The sequence below is a fragment of the Bartonella rattimassiliensis 15908 genome, assembly GCF_000278215.1.
GTDB classification, from domain to species: Bacteria; Pseudomonadota; Alphaproteobacteria; order Rhizobiales; family Rhizobiaceae; genus Bartonella; species Bartonella rattimassiliensis.
Genome location: NZ_JH725065.1, coordinates 252,737 through 269,740, shown reverse-complemented (window position 1 = coordinate 269,740; position 17,004 = coordinate 252,737). Strand labels below are relative to the sequence as shown.

The 17,004-nt window shown below is 34.4% G+C and carries 13 protein-coding genes and 3 pseudogenes; 3 read left to right on the top strand and 13 right to left on the bottom strand.

Features of this window, described 5'->3' with window-relative positions:
• Window positions 1–385: 385 nt before the first annotated feature.
• On the bottom strand, window positions 386–637 hold the full coding sequence (locus MCY_RS04050; protein WP_244427304.1) for a hypothetical protein: 252 nt from the start codon (window positions 635–637) through the stop codon (window positions 386–388).
• An 89-nt stretch (window positions 638–726) separates the two neighbouring features.
• Window positions 727–810 carry a hypothetical protein gene (locus MCY_RS10305; RefSeq protein WP_425277833.1) on the bottom strand — a complete coding sequence of 28 codons (84 nt, stop codon included), beginning with the start codon at window positions 808–810 and terminating at the stop codon, window positions 727–729.
• 480 nt (window positions 811–1,290) lie between these two features.
• Between MCY_RS10305 and MCY_RS04045 the strand changes: the two are divergent.
• Window positions 1,291–1,923: pseudogene (locus tag MCY_RS04045) on the top strand (integrase arm-type DNA-binding domain-containing protein); the annotation flags it as partial.
• Between the two features lie 681 nt (window positions 1,924–2,604).
• On the opposite strand, the gene MCY_RS04040 reads toward MCY_RS04045, so the two are convergent.
• The 8 genes and pseudogenes from MCY_RS04040 to tatA all read right to left on the bottom strand — a co-directional run bounded on the left by MCY_RS04040 (window position 2,605) and on the right by tatA (window position 9,589).
• Entirely contained in the window at window positions 2,605–2,991 is a 387-nt protein-coding gene (locus MCY_RS04040; protein WP_007347100.1) for an Mth938-like domain-containing protein, read from the bottom strand.
• 458 nt (window positions 2,992–3,449) lie between these two features.
• Entirely contained in the window at window positions 3,450–3,911 is a 462-nt protein-coding gene (yajC, locus tag MCY_RS04035) for a preprotein translocase subunit YajC (RefSeq protein WP_007347099.1), read from the bottom strand.
• Between the two features lie 701 nt (window positions 3,912–4,612).
• A complete protein-coding gene (locus MCY_RS04030; protein ID WP_007347098.1) occupies window positions 4,613–5,785 on the bottom strand; it encodes a M23 family metallopeptidase in 1,173 nt (390 codons plus the stop codon).
• Window positions 5,786–5,953: 168 nt separating this feature from the next.
• The gene (locus MCY_RS04025; RefSeq protein ID WP_007347097.1) at window positions 5,954–6,613 is read right to left on the bottom strand and encodes a protein-L-isoaspartate(D-aspartate) O-methyltransferase; all 660 of its coding nucleotides are present in this window, start codon (window positions 6,611–6,613) and stop codon (window positions 5,954–5,956) included.
• Window positions 6,614–6,747: 134 nt separating this feature from the next.
• Window positions 6,748–8,025 (bottom strand): serine--tRNA ligase, encoded by a 1,278-nt coding sequence (gene serS / locus MCY_RS04020; protein WP_007347095.1) that lies wholly within the window; start codon window positions 8,023–8,025, stop codon window positions 6,748–6,750.
• 77 nt (window positions 8,026–8,102) lie between these two features.
• Window positions 8,103–8,885: a twin-arginine translocase subunit TatC gene (gene tatC / locus MCY_RS04015; protein WP_007347094.1), complete on the bottom strand. Its 783-nt coding sequence runs from the start codon at window positions 8,883–8,885 to the stop codon at window positions 8,103–8,105.
• A gap of 8 nt (window positions 8,886–8,893) precedes the next feature.
• Window positions 8,894–9,223: pseudogene (gene tatB, locus MCY_RS04010) on the bottom strand (Sec-independent protein translocase protein TatB); the annotation flags it as partial.
• Between the two features lie 54 nt (window positions 9,224–9,277).
• Window positions 9,278–9,589, bottom strand: coding sequence for a twin-arginine translocase TatA/TatE family subunit (gene tatA, locus MCY_RS04005; RefSeq protein WP_007347092.1), 312 nt, complete (start codon window positions 9,587–9,589; stop codon window positions 9,278–9,280).
• Window positions 9,590–11,022: 1,433 nt separating this feature from the next.
• Here tatA and ndk point away from each other — a divergent pair.
• Window positions 11,023–11,445, top strand: a complete 423-nt coding sequence (gene ndk, locus MCY_RS04000) for a nucleoside-diphosphate kinase (protein WP_007347091.1) — start codon at window positions 11,023–11,025, stop codon at window positions 11,443–11,445.
• Window positions 11,446–11,758: 313 nt separating this feature from the next.
• On the opposite strand, the gene pgsA is transcribed toward ndk, so the two are convergent.
• Entirely contained in the window at window positions 11,759–12,340 is a 582-nt protein-coding gene (gene pgsA / locus MCY_RS03995; RefSeq protein ID WP_007347090.1) for a CDP-diacylglycerol--glycerol-3-phosphate 3-phosphatidyltransferase, read from the bottom strand.
• Between the two features lie 72 nt (window positions 12,341–12,412).
• Window positions 12,413–14,392 carry an excinuclease ABC subunit UvrC gene (uvrC, locus tag MCY_RS03990; RefSeq protein WP_007347089.1) on the bottom strand — a complete coding sequence of 660 codons (1,980 nt, stop codon included), beginning with the start codon at window positions 14,390–14,392 and terminating at the stop codon, window positions 12,413–12,415.
• 993 nt (window positions 14,393–15,385) lie between these two features.
• On the opposite strand from uvrC, the gene MCY_RS03985 reads away from it, so the two are divergent.
• Entirely contained in the window at window positions 15,386–16,249 is an 864-nt protein-coding gene (locus tag MCY_RS03985) for a 23S rRNA (adenine(2030)-N(6))-methyltransferase RlmJ (protein ID WP_007347088.1), read from the top strand.
• A gap of 494 nt (window positions 16,250–16,743) precedes the next feature.
• Here the strand turns inward: MCY_RS03985 and MCY_RS09400 are convergent.
• A pseudogene (locus MCY_RS09400) lies at window positions 16,744–16,926 on the bottom strand (autotransporter outer membrane beta-barrel domain-containing protein); the annotation flags it as partial.
• Window positions 16,927–17,004 lie beyond the last annotated feature (78 nt).

Here is a 17,004-nt window from a genome sequence, read left to right as displayed (position 1 = left end):
AAACTCTTTTCCACCTTCTTAATCAAATCATAGCTCGGGTGCTTTATCCTTGCTATTCCTAGTGCCATAATCATTGCACGTTCAAGATAAAGCCTTTTGAATATTATTATCAGAATCTAAATGATCTCTTTCCATAAAACTTTTATGATAAACTTGTAAAGACTCAATAGCATTCAACAAAGCAAGAATACCATTATGAAGCAAACTATAATGCGCATCGTCGCACTTAGCAATTATGCTTGTTTTCCAAGGCGCTATACCGTATTTAAAACCAATACTCTGAAGAAGATCAATACTTTCTATTGCTCATTCCACAGTATAATTAAGCTCTAACTCTAAGCGACTTGCGTTAATCTTTTCTTCAAAAATTTTCAGCCCATTTCTATTAAAATACAGTTATAGATCCGGTTAAACTTTGAGAATTTATGAGATCAATGGCTCTACAAACAGCAGCAAGAATGCCCATAGTGATCGAAAACCCAACATCAAATTGCAGAGAATCTATTGCAATTTCATTATTGTAAAGAATTTGTACCTCGCAATCTGGCAATTGATAGACTGCTAAAAAATTCTCTTTTCTCTCGATTCCATAAACCAACCAACCTAAACTTTTGAAACGTTTTCTCGTGCTCTTCATGATTAAGAAAATCTCTTCTTCGTTAAGAAACATTGTTTTAGCATCAGGAGTTAAAGTGAAAGGGATTTTTGAAAACCTAATCGATAACTTCATGCAAGAGTAAGGGCATGATCCATAAAATCTTTTGTACTCTCTTCAGAAAAACCTAAATATTTCTCTGTTTTAAAATCCACTTTATAAAACTTGAGCGTTTTAATATCCCCAATGAGAATAAGGGCGACAAGGTGGCATTTCTAAAAATCACCTTCACTATTTGGCAATAAAATTATATAATCAGAGGTAATTTATTGTACATTTTTCTGATGAACCCAATCAAGAATATCTGCACAAACCTGTTTCTTTTTTTTACTTCATAGCAATACCAGAGATTGTATATATATCTTCCGCCCTTGTTAGAAAAATATCGCGATGAGCAGTAGAGAAGCTAAGCGTTGAAAGTGAAGCTTTGAATGTGATAATTAACTCTTTTCCTTATCTTACAAGGCATTGATTTATAATGATAATTCACTGTTTTGTATGTTGAGTGAGAAGCTCGAATAACGTAGGATTCTCTCATTTCAAATCTCTTTATGTTGCATCAATCAAAATCACTCATTTGCACATAACAAGTGGGATGAATGTGTGGATAAAATTTATATAAGAAAGGACTAAAAATTGCTCTTATGAACCGTCTTAATGCAAGGATTGTCGCAACATTGGGAGCTGGCAAATATAATGATGGTGCTGGCTTGCTTCTCCATAAGCGTAAAGATGGAGGTGCTCAATGGATTTTACGGTATACCATTCACGGACGTCGTCGCGAAATGGGATTGGGTGCCTTAAGACATGTCTCTTTAAAAAAAGCTCGTAAATTAGCAAATCAATGGTGCTCTGTTTTGCATGAGGGTCGTGACCCCATTAAAGAACGTGAAAAACAAAAGCGTGAAGCAATGCGTAATCTCCATTATTTAAAAGATATTGCTTTAGAGACTTTTGAAAGTCGTAAAGCTAAATTAAAAGATGATGGAAAGGCTGGGGATTGGTTTTTACCATTACGCCTTCATATTCTCCCTAAATTAGGTTGTCTGCCGGTTTCAGAAATTACCCAAATAGAGATACGCCATACTCTTTCCTCTATTTGGCATACAAAAGCTTCAACAACAGAAAAAGCACTGAACCGTCTTAATCTTTGTCTCAAGCATGCAGCTGCATTAGGTTTGGATGTTTATTTACAAGCAGTGATAAAAGCACGTGTTTTCCTCTTAGAAAAACAACGCCATAAAACACAAAACTTTCCAACCATGAATTGAAAAGATGTTCCTGCCTTTTATCAACAAAGATCCCTCCACAATCCCTATAAACTAAATTTTTTTTATTATAACTATTTGTTTTTACATAATCTTTCAAAAAAATTATGGAAGAAACTTTAAACTGCAAGCTAATTATTTTTTTAACTCGTATATTATTACCCCTCCCTGAAATGCAAAACTTCGTAATATTACTATACTTATAAAATCATTCTACAAAATCAGATAAATTATAATTTTTATAGCTTTTTCCATGTAAATCATATAATATTTTGTTGATATAAACATCAATCGTTATAAATACTGATTTGTTGATACCTAATGATATTGTTTTATATTTCCTGAAATGATAGAAATATTTTTATTGATGTCATTTTGCAATATTTGCATCAATCATTTTTTTCTTTTAGAAAGAAATTCTTTGAAACTTAAATAAATAACTTTTTTGATAAAAGTTATCTTATAGAACTTAAAATTTTGATTTGTCGTAAAAACGATTAAAAACTAACCGTAACATGTATAGTGAAATTTGGGATAGCAAACAACGCAAAGTACTCTTTGACTAAATAGATGACAACGCTATCCCCTTATAGAAGAAACGTTGATCACAAAAACTTCATCGAATGAATAATATTACATGAGCCTTGATAAACTAAGGCGTTTATTTTATTAAATAATATTTTATTCTACCGCAAATAATAGCGCAGCAACAGCGCGATCTTCAGCCAATAAAACATTAAATGTACGTACCGCTGCTCCTGTACTCATTGTATCTGATGAAATACGTTTTTCCCATAAGAGACCCCGTAAATCTTCAGGTAATCGTAACAGTTCAATCCCAGTACCTATTAATAAAATTTCGATCTCAGATGCTTCTTCTAAAACACGAGATATATCCCCTTGAGTAGGAATAGGCCCTACCATATCGATGCCATAAATACCTGATGGGACGCAAATAATAGAACCTCTATGCGACATATCAGCAAAACGAAACCCACCATTTCCATAAGCATCAATCGGTGCACGATTTGGAAAATGCGCCTCACGAATTTGAATTGCATCGGACATGAATAAGCACCCTTTATATTTTTGAAAATCCAATTGTCTTTTCTTTCTCAACATAAAAGCTAACAGAACGTGGATACAAATATTAATATATTAACCATAGCCTACAAAAGTAGCAAGGTAGAAATTTCCCTCATCTACTCATACACAAATACATAAAAATTTAACAACAAGCCGTGATTAAATGCTATACTTATTTAAATAGATCTACCTTTAAAAAATTTTCTCAGCTTATTTATTATTTACTTTTAAAAAAAACCTCTATAGAAAAACAATATTGTTTATAAAGACAGGAAAACCTTCTGTAATATTCCATAAACAAAGCACTTAATAATCTAAACGAAATAAAGCTACCATCTTCCGTATCCGCTATAAAAACCACCCCTCCAATGAAACTATCTCTACATTTCTACACTTTATTATACAAGTATTTTTTTAAATGTATAAACTGTACTCACGCCTTAAGATGCACTTTCCCCGTTTTCCTTTGATATAGCTTTTTTCTCTTCAGATACACTCACATTTTCTTTCTCTGCCGTTTTAGATTTAAACTTTTGTGGAGTTTTTGTTTTAGCATTAATCTTTGTTTTTTTTTCCGCAATCGGTTCACCTTTAACGCGAACATCAGACAATGTTGAGCGAATAATACGAATATTCATACTTTCACCAATCTCAACCTCCAATTCATCACTATCATTATGAACCTTCTTAACCTTGCCAATAATGCCACCACCCGTTATAACTGTATCACCACGACGAACTGCATTAAGCATTTCTTGCCGTTTTTTCATTTGTGCACGCTGGGGACGAATGGTAAAAAAATACACAATTGCAAAAATTAAAATGAGCGGGACAACGCTAGCAAATGGAAATCCACCGGAAACATCGCCTGCAACTTGAGCATAAGCGTTCGTAATAAACATTTTTATCTCCTATAGTTAAATCTCAGATATTTCCCACTCTATCAAAATAAAATTCTGATTCAGAAAAACTTTCCTTAAAGAATTTATCATAAAAGCCGATGACTAGATGATATAATCTCAGCTTTATAAAACGCAATAAATCTTTAAGAGATAGAATACAACAAGAAAAATCTTAAAAAACAGATTTATTTCCCTCTATCTATATATCCTACAATATAAGCCTTCTCAATAACCCAATATATGATACAAAATAATTTTTCTAATAAAAAAAACTTTTAATTAGATAGGAAATTCATCGTTTTCGATGTTAAATAGTAGACCTAAACATAGTACAACTCTATCATGTTACTCCATCTAAATTAATCAAGACGATTTTCCTGCATGTCATATTTTCTCACACATCGTCCATGTAAAATAAGCCTGTAAATAAAACTGCTTAAGAAAAGCGTAAAATCTCTCTTCTCATGCCCCCTATCAAATGCAAAAGCGGTTGGAATATTGGAAAACTGACAAATAGTATAATACTGTCGCCCTATATCTTCATAAGCATAAAGATAATAATATCTAATGAACCCAATCAACTGCTTTCCTTAAAACAATGATTTTTCCTCTACAGTATTATTTGATTTAAGAAAATCAATTATTTTTGATGAAGTTTCTATAAACTATAAAATTGCTCAACCTTAAAAATCAGCGATAAATTAGTTTTCTAAATATTTAAAAGGATCAACGGGTAATGAATTCTTACGCATCTCAAAATAGACACGTGGAGTTTTTACATTTCCTGAAACACCAGACTTAGCAATCTCATCACCACGTCTTACCCTTTGTCCTTTGTTAACAAAAAGCTTACTATTACATCCATAAATAGTGATAATATCATTTTCATGTCGAATCATAACAACATTACCAAGCTCTTTTAATCCATCTCCCGCATAGATAACGACACCATTTTCTGCTGCCTTTACCGATGACCCTTCAGGTACAGCAATATCTATTCCTCGACTCATTATTGTTCCTTTTTTTTGACCAAACTGGCTTAATAAACGCCCTCGTACTGGCCAACGCATCTTAGAAATTCCCGTGGCTTGCGGAGTCACAATATGATCTGTATTTGCAACAGTACTTGATAAACTAGTTGCATGATTCGATCGCATCATTTGTTTAGAAGAATTTTCCTCAGAACTTGATCTGTTCATCGTTGCAGAAGGTGACGTTGTTACAGGAGCTTTATATATAGGAGAAGCTTTATTGCGTTTTATAGAGGAGGAAACTTGAGATTGGAATGAAGATTCTGCTTTTGACACTGCCCAATCACTATTATTGTGCGCATTTGAAGTTGCTAATGTACGCCTACTTGGAACCACAAGTACCTGGCCGATATGAATGGAATTGCTGTTTATACCATTTGCTAATTTTAACGCTTCAACGCTGACTCCTATTTGTCGCGCAATACTGAGCAGTGTATCTCCACTCTGGACAATATAAGAACTCCGCCGAAAAATGGGAGAGTTATCCATTTGTGAACGGGAAAGCGTTCCAAGATTACGTGGAGGTGCCCCCATAACCCGACCATCTAAAGAAGTTGTACTACCTTGTTGTGGAGAATTATCATCCATCCATGAATCACCACTTGGTTCTACAGGAGGCAGTTCAGTGCTTTGTATCATACTATCACCGTACGATGATAGTATTCGCGGATCTGTAGGCATAGTGCTGGATATATTTGATTGAGGCGATACCGAACGATGAGGGAAAACATCGGAAAAACGCTGTGTACCAGAACTACAACCAGCAACAATAGTTACCGCAGTTAAAAAAGTCATTTTCTGAAAATTATGCCAGAAAATATTATTCAATACTTTTAAACACATAGTTTTGCCCACTCATCAATACTCAACTTATCCCATTAAAGCTTTTTTAAATTACCGAAGAGTTAAAATGAGATGTTTTATTCATAAATATCCCCGCATAATATCAAAATGAATTTAATATAAACAAAAAAGATGAAATAATTTACGCTATTTCTTAAATCTTAAAATTTAGAGTATCTCTGCAATACCTTTAATAAAAGGTTGATAACGCACTTGAAAAAGCTCTAAACATTCAAATCGGCTACCAATTTTTGTATAGCGTGTCACCGTTTGTACTCCTTCATCTGGTCCTATAGCCTGAATGAGAATTCCATTTTCAGCTAAGAGTTCTAAAAATTCCGTGGGTTCATTAGAACGTGATGGCCAAATAAGAATGCGATCAAATGATTCAAAACCTGGCACACTATGACTTCCATCAACCTGCCGTATAACAATATTTTCAATTCCCAAATTTTGAAATTTTTGGCGTGCCAAATCAACAAGCGTTTTATAACGATCAATCGTTGTCACACGATCACTCAGACATGCCATCAGAGCAGTACAAAAACCAGATCCTGTACCGATTTCTAAGATACGATGCTTTTTTTTCAACGATAGTGCTGAAAGAATTAAGAGTTGTTCTTCCAAACGTTCCATATATTCACCACACTCAAGGGGAATAACTTTATTATCATAAGCACTATTGAACCACGGAGCAGAAACAAACTGTTGACGTGGAATTTTCTCTAATGCTGAAAAAAAGCGCACGTCATCAATACCTTTGCTACGCATCTTTAATACAAGAGCAGCCAACTCCTCACGAAATTGTAAAGTACCCTTTTGCCCCATAGTATCATTCAATCTCTAATGAAGATGTATTTTTATCATCCCTATAAACCACTTCTTTCAAAATGGCAAAACTCCGCATTTGCATATCATCACCTTCTGGCAATAAATGCATATTATCCTCCCTTTCCACAAAATTAAGCAGTAATACAATGCATACCTCCCATATAGGGTTGTAAAACATCTGGAACAATAATTGATCCATCAACCTGTTGATAATTTTCAAGAACTGCAATAAGACAACGGCCTACAGCTGTACCAGATCCATTAAGGCTATGAACAAAATGCAATTTTTTATCGCCTTCTTTACGATAGCGAGCATTCATACGACGACCTTGAAAATCTCCACAAACTGAACAGCTAGAAATTTCACGATAACACTCTTGACCAGGAAGCCAAACCTCGATGTCATAGGTTTTACGTGCCGCAAATCCCATATCTCCCGTAGAAAGAACCACTGTGCGAAAAGGTAAACACAGCCGTTTTAATATATCTTCTGCACATTCTGTCATACGCTCCAACTCAATTAAAGACTGCTCCTCACTGGTAATCGAAACCATTTCCACCTTCCAAAATTGGTGCTGACGCAACATACCGCGCGTATCACGACCAGCAGCTCCTGCCTCTGAACGAAAACAGGGAGACAAAGAAGAAAATCGCAGTGGCAAATCTGATATTTCAAGAATTTCATCGTTGACCAAATTGGTTAATGGCACTTCTGCTGTAGAAATAAGCCATCGACCATCTGTTGTCTGAAAAAGATCTTCAGCAAACTTCGGTAATTGTGCTGCTCCGTAAACAATCTCATCACGAACAAGAAAAGGTACAGAAACTTCTGTATAACCATGCTCATTCACATGCACATCAAGCATAAATTGTCCCAATGCTCGCTCTAAACGTGCCAATGCTCCTGAAAGCACTGTAAAACGTGTTCCAGACATACGACTAGCCCGCTCAAAATTCATCTGCTGGAGATTTTGACCAAGATCAAAATGCTCCTTTGGTGTAAAATTAAATGTTGGTGGTATACCAAAATGTCGAATGACAACATTATCGCTTTCATCTTTGCCTTCTGGAACATCATCCAATGGAATATTTGGAAGTGCTGAAAGAAGTTTTTCAAGACTATCCGTCAGCTGTTTTTCTTCTGCTGTTGCAGAAGAAAGAAAGACTTTAATCTCTTCAACTTCAGCTCTAAGGCGTTCAACCATTTGCTGATCAGAAATAGCTAAAGCTTGTCCTATTTCTTTTGAAACAGTGTTGCGACGTTCCTGCGCCAATTGCACCTTAGCAACATGTGATCGACGTGCAATATCAAGTTGTATTACCCTTTCTGCCTGGGGTTCAAGACCTCTATTTATGAGGGCTTTATCTAATTTCTCAGGATTTTCACGAATCCACTTAATATCAAGCATCAAAATTCCTCATTTTATTGTTTTTATTCTATATTATTTTTATTCATTATCTTATAGTAGAAGGTTATACATTTTTCTTAAGCGGATTTTCTTCTCTTTTCTATACCACAAATAATTAAAATTGAGATCTCGTAAAGTGCTATCGCTGGTAAAGCCACTGCAAACATTGTGAAAAGATCCGAAGGGGTTATTATTGCCGCAATAATAAAAGAGAGCAAAATAGCCCATTTTCGTTTAGATACCAAATCATGAGATGTTAAAAGTCCAATTTTCGTTAAAAAACTAACGATAAGAGGTAATTGAAAAATCAAACCAAAAATTAGGATAAACGATGTCATAAAGCTTAAATAATCAGAAATACGCACTATAAAATCTATTCTTAAATGAATATCTGGAAGAAATTGTTGAGAAAGGCTAAACCATAGTATTATTGGCGCCAATAGTGCATAAACAAATGCTCCCCCAATACAAAATAAAATAGGACCACCAATGAAAAATGGTAAAAAAGCCATACGCTCATTTTTATAAAGCCCTGGTGCAATAAAACGATAAAACTGAAAAGCCGTGTAGGGAAAAGATAAAATAATCCCCCCAAAAGCAGTAAGTTTCATCTTTGTTAAAAAAGTTTCCCATACTTGTGTTGATTGCAAACGAATATTCTCAAGATCATTCCCTGCTATTTTCATTGCCCACTGATACGGCCATAATAAAAAATTTAAGATATAATCTTTAACAAAAAAACACATCATAAAAGCGAGCAAAAATGCAACCAAAGCAGCAAGAATTCGCTGACGAAGTTCAATTAAATGTTCTAAAAGTGGCGCCATGTTGATTTCAACTTCATCTTTCTCAGCATTCATGATATATCTTCTTTATCTATTTCTGATTTATGGCGTATTATCTTAACATCAAAACTATCATGGATATCTTCTACGGCATCCTGTATGGTATCAAAAGTCTCTGTCAACTGCTTGCTTGGATTAAGATCGTTAATATCCGAATATGTTTTTTGTAAATTATCGAGTTCGATTTGGCTTATTACATCATCAAACTGGCGACGAAGTTCATTTGCTGTTGAACGCATATAAGTTCTTACCTTTGCTATTGCTTTGAGTATCTTAGGCAAATCTTTAGGTCCAATGACAATGATAAGAACAAGTAAAATTACGAGAAACTCTGGTCCATCAATCCCAAACATCGCTTATACTCGACTTCCTCATAAAAATAATGCATATTGATAATTATGTTTTTGTTATTTGACACGCTGTTTTTTAGCAACAGATGCCTTGCCTCCTTTAGTGTCAGAAGACACCTTTCTACCTGTTGCTGGATGTTTTACCGATAACGGCTGAGATGATTGAAATTTTTTATCAATTATTTGAGAAATATCAGCTATTTCAACTTTATTCTCAATGCTTCCCTCTTCTTCCTTCATATTCTTTTTGAAAGCTTTAATTCCCTTAGCAACATCGCCCATTAATTCAGAAATCTTACCGCGCCCGAAAAGCACAAAAATAAGCAATAAAATTACAATTAAATGTGCTGGTGAAAAAATATTACCCATTACTCTCTCTAATTCTATGCTTTCAATTCGATTTCACTTATTCATGCTTCCTCTGAAGAATATATCAAATATCGTATCTTACTTATAATATTTTTTTCTCAACTTAAAAGCAATCACACACTTTATTAGTGTAAAAGAATCTTTTATCCTCTCATCACTGTTTAGCTGTTATTATACAAACCATTCAAAAATGATAAACCGTTTCATACAAAATGCAAAAGGCTTAAAAGCTTTTCTAAAATAATTTCATCTGATCTCTTAAAACTGCTCCTCGTCCCTGCAAATGCTGTCCATAATATTCCGTTTTTTTATTTTAAAACAATTTGATATGTACAATTACAAACATTTCTTCAAAATTATCGTTAGTAATGAAAAATTATAACATGATGTCAAAAAACTTCACGTATTCAATCTAAAAAATTTTCTTTATACATCATAAATCTCTTTAAAAACGACCATCTCTACGGATGGCATTTACTCTTCACATTGGTAGGAACTCTATCAGCGTTTCATAAATAATACGAGCCATCATCGCATTCGATCAAAAAGTTAGTGCGTAAATAAAAACGAATAGAAAAAAGAGGTAAAAATGCACTTTATGAACCAGTCCTCTGAGCAGAGCTGTATGCCCTAGCTATTACACATCTCCAAATCCTGTGCACGCGTCCTTAGAATATCATGTGCTTAACATATCTCAATATCGAAAACAAAATGCCCATGAATATCAAATCACATTCAATCAAAAGCATGTCATCGAAGCATAATCCATGCAACAAGAATCCTTTATTCTAGTCTTTATTTACAAAAATACCCCAATATTGAGCTGCTAAATAATATATGTTAGAGATAGAGAAAGCTGCTTCCGGCAATTAAAAATCACTCATTCTATTGAGATAACTTGCAATGTAAAGCTTGCGCTCCAGTTAATGGGATTCATTCACTTAAAGACTCTTACAAATCTGTCAATAGTGGGATGGTGCTGGTGACTTACTTCTTTATTAAGCGTAAAGATGAGGGGGCTTTATAAGCTTTATATTATTCAAGAGGGCTTTACTCCTTATATCCTTCACAGACGCTGTCGTAAAATGGAGGTGGCGAGCTTTAAGATATATCTCGTTAAAAATGAAGCTTTCATAAAAGATATATTTTGCATGTTGGATTTTTCTTCTAACTTTTTATTGCTTAAATGGTAAATTTTATGGGAAATGTTTGAGAGTATAATTAAAGGATTCAACATTTTCTGAGAAGCAGTAGCACTTTTATAATGGGATGAGCATTGCAGGTATATCTATTTTTATTGAAATTTTTTTTTACAGTTAATTTTATGTTTTTAAGAATTTATGTAGATTTTTGCAACGTAACTTGGCAAAGGGTTGCTTGCTCGCTATAGTCAAAGAGTCAAAGAATGTTATAAATAAAATAAAGGTGACTAAATGGCTTTAGAGCGTACTTTTTCAATGATTAAACCAGATGCAACGCGTCGTAATTTGACTGGTGCAATTACGAAAATGTTGGAAGACGCTGGGTTGCGTATTATTGCATCTAAACGTGTGTGGATGAGTAAACGTGAGGCTGAAAATTTTTATGCTGTTCATAAAGAACGCCCTTTTTTTAATGAATTGGTTGAATTTATGTCTTCTGCTCCAACAGTTGTCCAGGTTCTAGAAGGCGAAAATGCAATAGCCAAAAACCGTGAGGTAATGGGGGCTACAAACCCTAGTAATGCAGAAGAAGGAACAATTCGTAAGGTTCATGCTTTGTCAATCGGCGAAAATTCCGTCCATGGATCCGATAGTAGTGAAACAGCAAAAACAGAAATCGCTTTTTGGTTTTCTGAAATAGAAATTGTTGGTTAATAAAAGCATAAATAAAAAGCAAAAACCTGAAACGTTATATTTCGGGTTTTTTGTTTACGAGATTATAAATTTTTCTGAACGAATATGTAGATTCAGCATTTTTTTCAGCTTTTAATGCTGTGATTGCTTTTGCGAAAAAGCAGATCAGCTCTCTTCTTAAAGAACTTTTATCTATATGCTAGCTTCATTTATGGGATGCAAAAGAAGTATTTTAATTGTTTCATCGTAAATAGATTTTAAATAAGGAAATTTTACGAGATCTCTTTTTTCGCTTAAGTTGAGATAGATTATCGTTATAAATCTACATACTATTTCATGAGATCACGTGTTTTAAACCTGCACGAAAATAATCCCATCCTGTCCACAATGTAAGGATAGCAGCAATCCACAGCATAGTAATGCCAAATTCCACCGTATAAGGGAGAATTCTATTACCGGCCGGCCCTGCTAAAAGAAATACAATAGCGATCATCTGTACAAAAGTTTTCCACTTTGCAAGACGAGAGACAGGAACACTCACTTTTAATTCAGCTAAATATTCACGTAATCCTGATACAAGAATTTCTCGGCAAAGAATGATAATGGCTGCCCATAGAGTCCATCCAGCGATGGTAGTATCTGCAGCAAGCAAGAGCAAGCAAGCAGAGACGAGAAGTTTATCGGCAATTGGATCTAACATGCGACCAATATTGGATGTTTGTTCCCAAATACGTGCGAGGTAACCATCAAAAAAGTCAGTAATGGATGCACCGACAAAAATGGAAACTGCAATCCAGCGTGCGATATCACTCGATTGTAGACGTCCTTCTACAAAAAAGCACGCAACAACCATTGGTACTGCAACAATTCGTGCATAAGTTAAAAGATTTGGAAAAGAAAAAGTATGATTTTTCATAGAGCCATTTTCAATTCTGGTGAACGAGAATATATTTCCTGAACGTAACAAGGCTACGGTTATGAAACAAGCCTATTTTTCATGAAAATGATTATGAATTTTTTGTGCAATTGTCATAGAGATTCCCGTAACTTTTTTCAAATCTTCCAGCGAGGCACCAGCAATAGTCTTGGCACTTCCAAAATGATGAAGCAACGCACGTTTTCTTGTTGGCCCGATATTTTCGATTTCATCAAGTGGATTTTTGAATGTTGTTTTTTTTCGTTTTATTCTATGCGTTCCAATTGCAAAACGGTGTGCTTCATCACGTAGACGTTGCAAAAAATAAAGGATAGGATCACGGGGGGGAAGTGTAAAGGGGAGGATGCCTTTTATAAAAAATCGTTCACGTCCCGCATTCCGATCAGCACCTTTGGCGATTCCAACAACTGTGAAGAGATTATTTAATTGTAATTCAGCAAGTATTGCATGAACACTATTGATTTGTCCTTCACCACCATCTATTAATATAAGATCAGGCCAAATGGGAAAAAGGTCATTATCTTGTATGTCATGATTTTTATTTGGCAAATTATGTTCTTTGATAAGACGTGAAAATCTTCGTTTAATAACTTCTTTCATCATGCCAAAATCATCGCCAGGCGTAATATCTGTTGAGCAAATGTTAAATTTGCGATATTGATTTTTAACAAACCCCATTTGGCCAGCAACAATCATTGCACCTACAGCATCGGTTCCCATAATATGAGAATTATCATAGACTTCTATACGGCGTGGTGGAAAGGGCAGTTGAAATGTTTCAGCAAGACCTTGAAGCAATTTTGTATGGGTGACTGTTTCAGCAAGCTTATGTTCAAGTGCTTCATGAGCGTTGAGGTAGGCATGATTAATAAGCGTTTTCCGTTCACCCTTCTTGGGGAAAGAGAGAGATATTTTGCGATTTGCTTTGAGACTCAATGCTTCTGTAAGAAGTGCCTTTTCTTGAATTTCTTCAGATACAAGGATGCTTTTTGGAAGCGGTTTATCATCGTAAAATTGAGCAAGAAAACTCGCTAAAATTTCCGTAGAGGAAAAAGAAGAATCTGCTTTAGGAAAATAGGCACAGTTTCCCCAATTTTGCCCCATGCGAAAAAAGAATACTTGAATACAGGTCATTCCTTCTTTTTGTGCAATTGCAAAGACATCCGCTTCTTTTATCGTTTGAGGATTAATACCTTGATGGCCCTGTATGTGAGCAAGGGCTGATAAGCGGTCACGATAGAAAGCTGCTTGTTCAAAATCAAGATTTTCTGCGGCTTTATGCATAGCTTGAACCATATCATTTTTAACGGATTTATTTTTTCCCGAAAGACATGCTTTTGCTTCTCTTACCAGTTTTTTATAATCACTGTCATTAATTTCATGGGTGCAAGGTGCAGAACATCGCTTAATTTGATAAAGCAAACAAGGACGCGTACGGTTTTCAAAAACTGCATCGGTACAGGTTCGTAATAAAAAAGCGCGCTGTAAAACATGAACTGTTTGTGTCACCGCGCCAACAGAGGCAAAAGGACCAAAATAATGGGCTTTTCGTGTTCGAGCACCACGATGTTTGTAAAGTGCAGGTACTCTATGATCATTGGTAATCATAATGTAAGGGAAGCTTTTATCATCGCGGAGTAATACGTTAAAATATGGATGCAATCTCTTGATAAGATTAGCTTCTAAAAGGAGTGCTTCTGTTTCTGTGTGGGTAACGATAAATTCCATATGATATGTTGCACGAATCATGCGGGTAATACGATTATTGTGCCCTTGTTCACGTGTATAGTTCGAAACGCGTTTTTTGAGATTACGGGCTTTGCCAACATAGAGAATATCGCCATTTTTACCAATCATCCGGTAAACCCCTGGTTTATGTGGAAGGTGTTTCACAAACTCTTGTATGAATTTGACACCTTGGAATTGATTTTTCTCATTGCTTTGATTGGCATTGTTCCATGAAAGATTAAAGAGAAAAGAAAGCTTTTCTTGTTCAATTGGTAGATAATTTGTATTATTTTTCAGGATCATTCCATTTATCAAGAAATGTTTTTTGTTTGCTTTAATTAGATGTTCTTTTTACTGAATAATGATTATTTATATCTTTAGTATTTTTTGTCCATAAATAACATATTATAGCATAAAATATGATTTTAGAGTACCTACCTTTCATAAAAAATATGAGAGTTGTTATTTAAGACAGCTTTATGAACGCACCCCATTGATTTATTAAAAATAATTGGAAGAGGAAACCCATAATGATAAGAGAATAGACTTTTTAAGAGAAAAAACAATAGTGAAATTAGATAATACATTGTTTTTAAAGATAATTTATCATTATTTAAATTGAATTAAACTCCTGAGTAACGTAAGATTATCTCATTTCAAATCTATTTTATATTAAACCAATCAAAACCATGTCTATTGCATATTACAAGCAGAGAGAGCCATGGGGAGTGAAATTATATACAAGGAAGGACTAAAACTCTTCTTATGAATCATCTCAAATGCAAGAATTTTGGCAACACAAAAGCTAGCAAATATAACACCAGAACGCTATTGCTTTACCCATTCTTTTATACGCTCCATTTTAAGAAGAAACTGATGAATATAACAATGTTTTTATCAGGCATTTTAAATTCTTTAATCTTTAAACAAAAAAAATTATTAATGAATTGAAAGCTATAAAATTTTCAACAAACTTCACTTATATATTCTCATTAACTGATGTCTTTTATCGCCTTTTCAGAAGAAGCAGCGTTCATAGAAACTTCTCTTACGATATATGACAAATATCTCTATTAAAATGTTTGCCTTCTTCCTGTTCATCTTTTATATTAAGATTTAAAATCTCAATATCTCATCATATAAAAACGGCCCAGTGAATAAATATTTCCATGATATTAATATTTTTTTGATGAGAATATTATTTGATTTCTACAAGAGGAATTTTTATGGGTATCAACTTTGAAGATTCTACGCTAATAATCTAATACAATTATATATATCATAGAAGTTTACCCCATGAATTATCGGCATATTTATCATGCTGGCAATTTTGCTGATGTTTTTAAACACATTATTGTCACCCGCATTGTAGAATATCTCAAACGCAAAGAAAAAGCTTTTCGCGTTATAGATACACATGCAGGAATCGGCATTTATGACCTCTCTTCTCTAGAAGCACATAAAACGGGAGAGTGGCATGAAGGTGTACAACGAATTTTTTCAAATCCCATCCCTGAAGATTTAAAAGAACTTCTTTGTCCATGGTGTAATATTATTGATGCCCTCAATCAAGGGGAAAAGGAAATGATATTTTATCCTGGATCTCCTATTCTTATTCGCCAATTATTACGGAAACAAGACCGCTTCACTGCAATAGAATTGCACAATGAAGATTATCGTATTTTAGCAAAAAATTTTGTTGGCGATTATCAAACAAAGGTTCTGCATTTGGATGGTTGGCTTTCCTTAAGTGCTCATTTACCACCAAAAGAGAAACGTGGATTTATCTTTGTTGACCCTCCCTTTGAAAAAACTGGAGAATTTTCACGCCTCATTGAGGGATTAAGGAAGGCCTATCGCCGTTTTTCTGGAGGGATCTACGCTTTATGGTATCCTGTTAAATATGACAACGAAATTGAAAGTTTTCTTCATGCGCTTTATCAAACAGGAATTCCTAAAATTCTACAGCTTGAAATGCGTATCCGAAAAAATTCAAGTCTACCTACAATGAATGGCAGTGGGATGATTATTATCAACCCACCCTATCTTTTGGAAGAAGAAGTGAAAAAACTCAGTCCCTTTCTTATCAGCCGTCTTGGACAAGATGAAAATGCCCAAATAACGCATAAGTGGCTTCAAAAAGAACATCTATTAAGTTAGATTTTGTTCTTATATTTTCCCTAAAGATACCTTTTGTAAGATATTAAAGGAGGTGGGATTCTATAAATTTTTTAAGATAATATCAATATATAATAATGATAAGCTTATAACTATTACGTCAATCATAAAAACATTAAAGCTATTAAGTAGCATCATTTTCACGCCTCATAAAAGAGGCAAGTCAGCACCGTCATATTTTCAATGTTGTGACAGTTTTTGTCACTTGAGATGATTCATAAGAAGCATTTTTGTAGTATTTTTACACCCACACCAACCCCGCTTTTGACATACAAGTAAGTGATTTTAATCGCTTCAATATAAAAGAGTTTTGGAATGAGAGAATCCTACAATATTCGAGCCTCTCATTCAACATGAAAAACGATGAATTTTAATTATAAATCAATATATTGTATTTTATAGAAGATAAACTTAAACACTACATGTTTAGGTTTTCCCCCTTACATACTGAAACCAATCAAAAAAGAGCCCTATCATTAGAAACTATAGCGTACACCTAAAATACCCTGAAAAGACTGTTTTATTTTACGCCCTTTAACATAATGAGCCTCACCATATAACTTTAACTTCTCACTCACAAAACTGCTCAAACCTATTCCTAATTTACCCGCATTGCCTGATAAGTCTGTGGTAAATGGATGTCGTTGATTAATCAACGACATCCATTTACCACAGACTTATCAGGCAATGCGGGTAAATTAGGAATAGGTTTGAGCAGTTTTGTGAGTGAGAAGTTA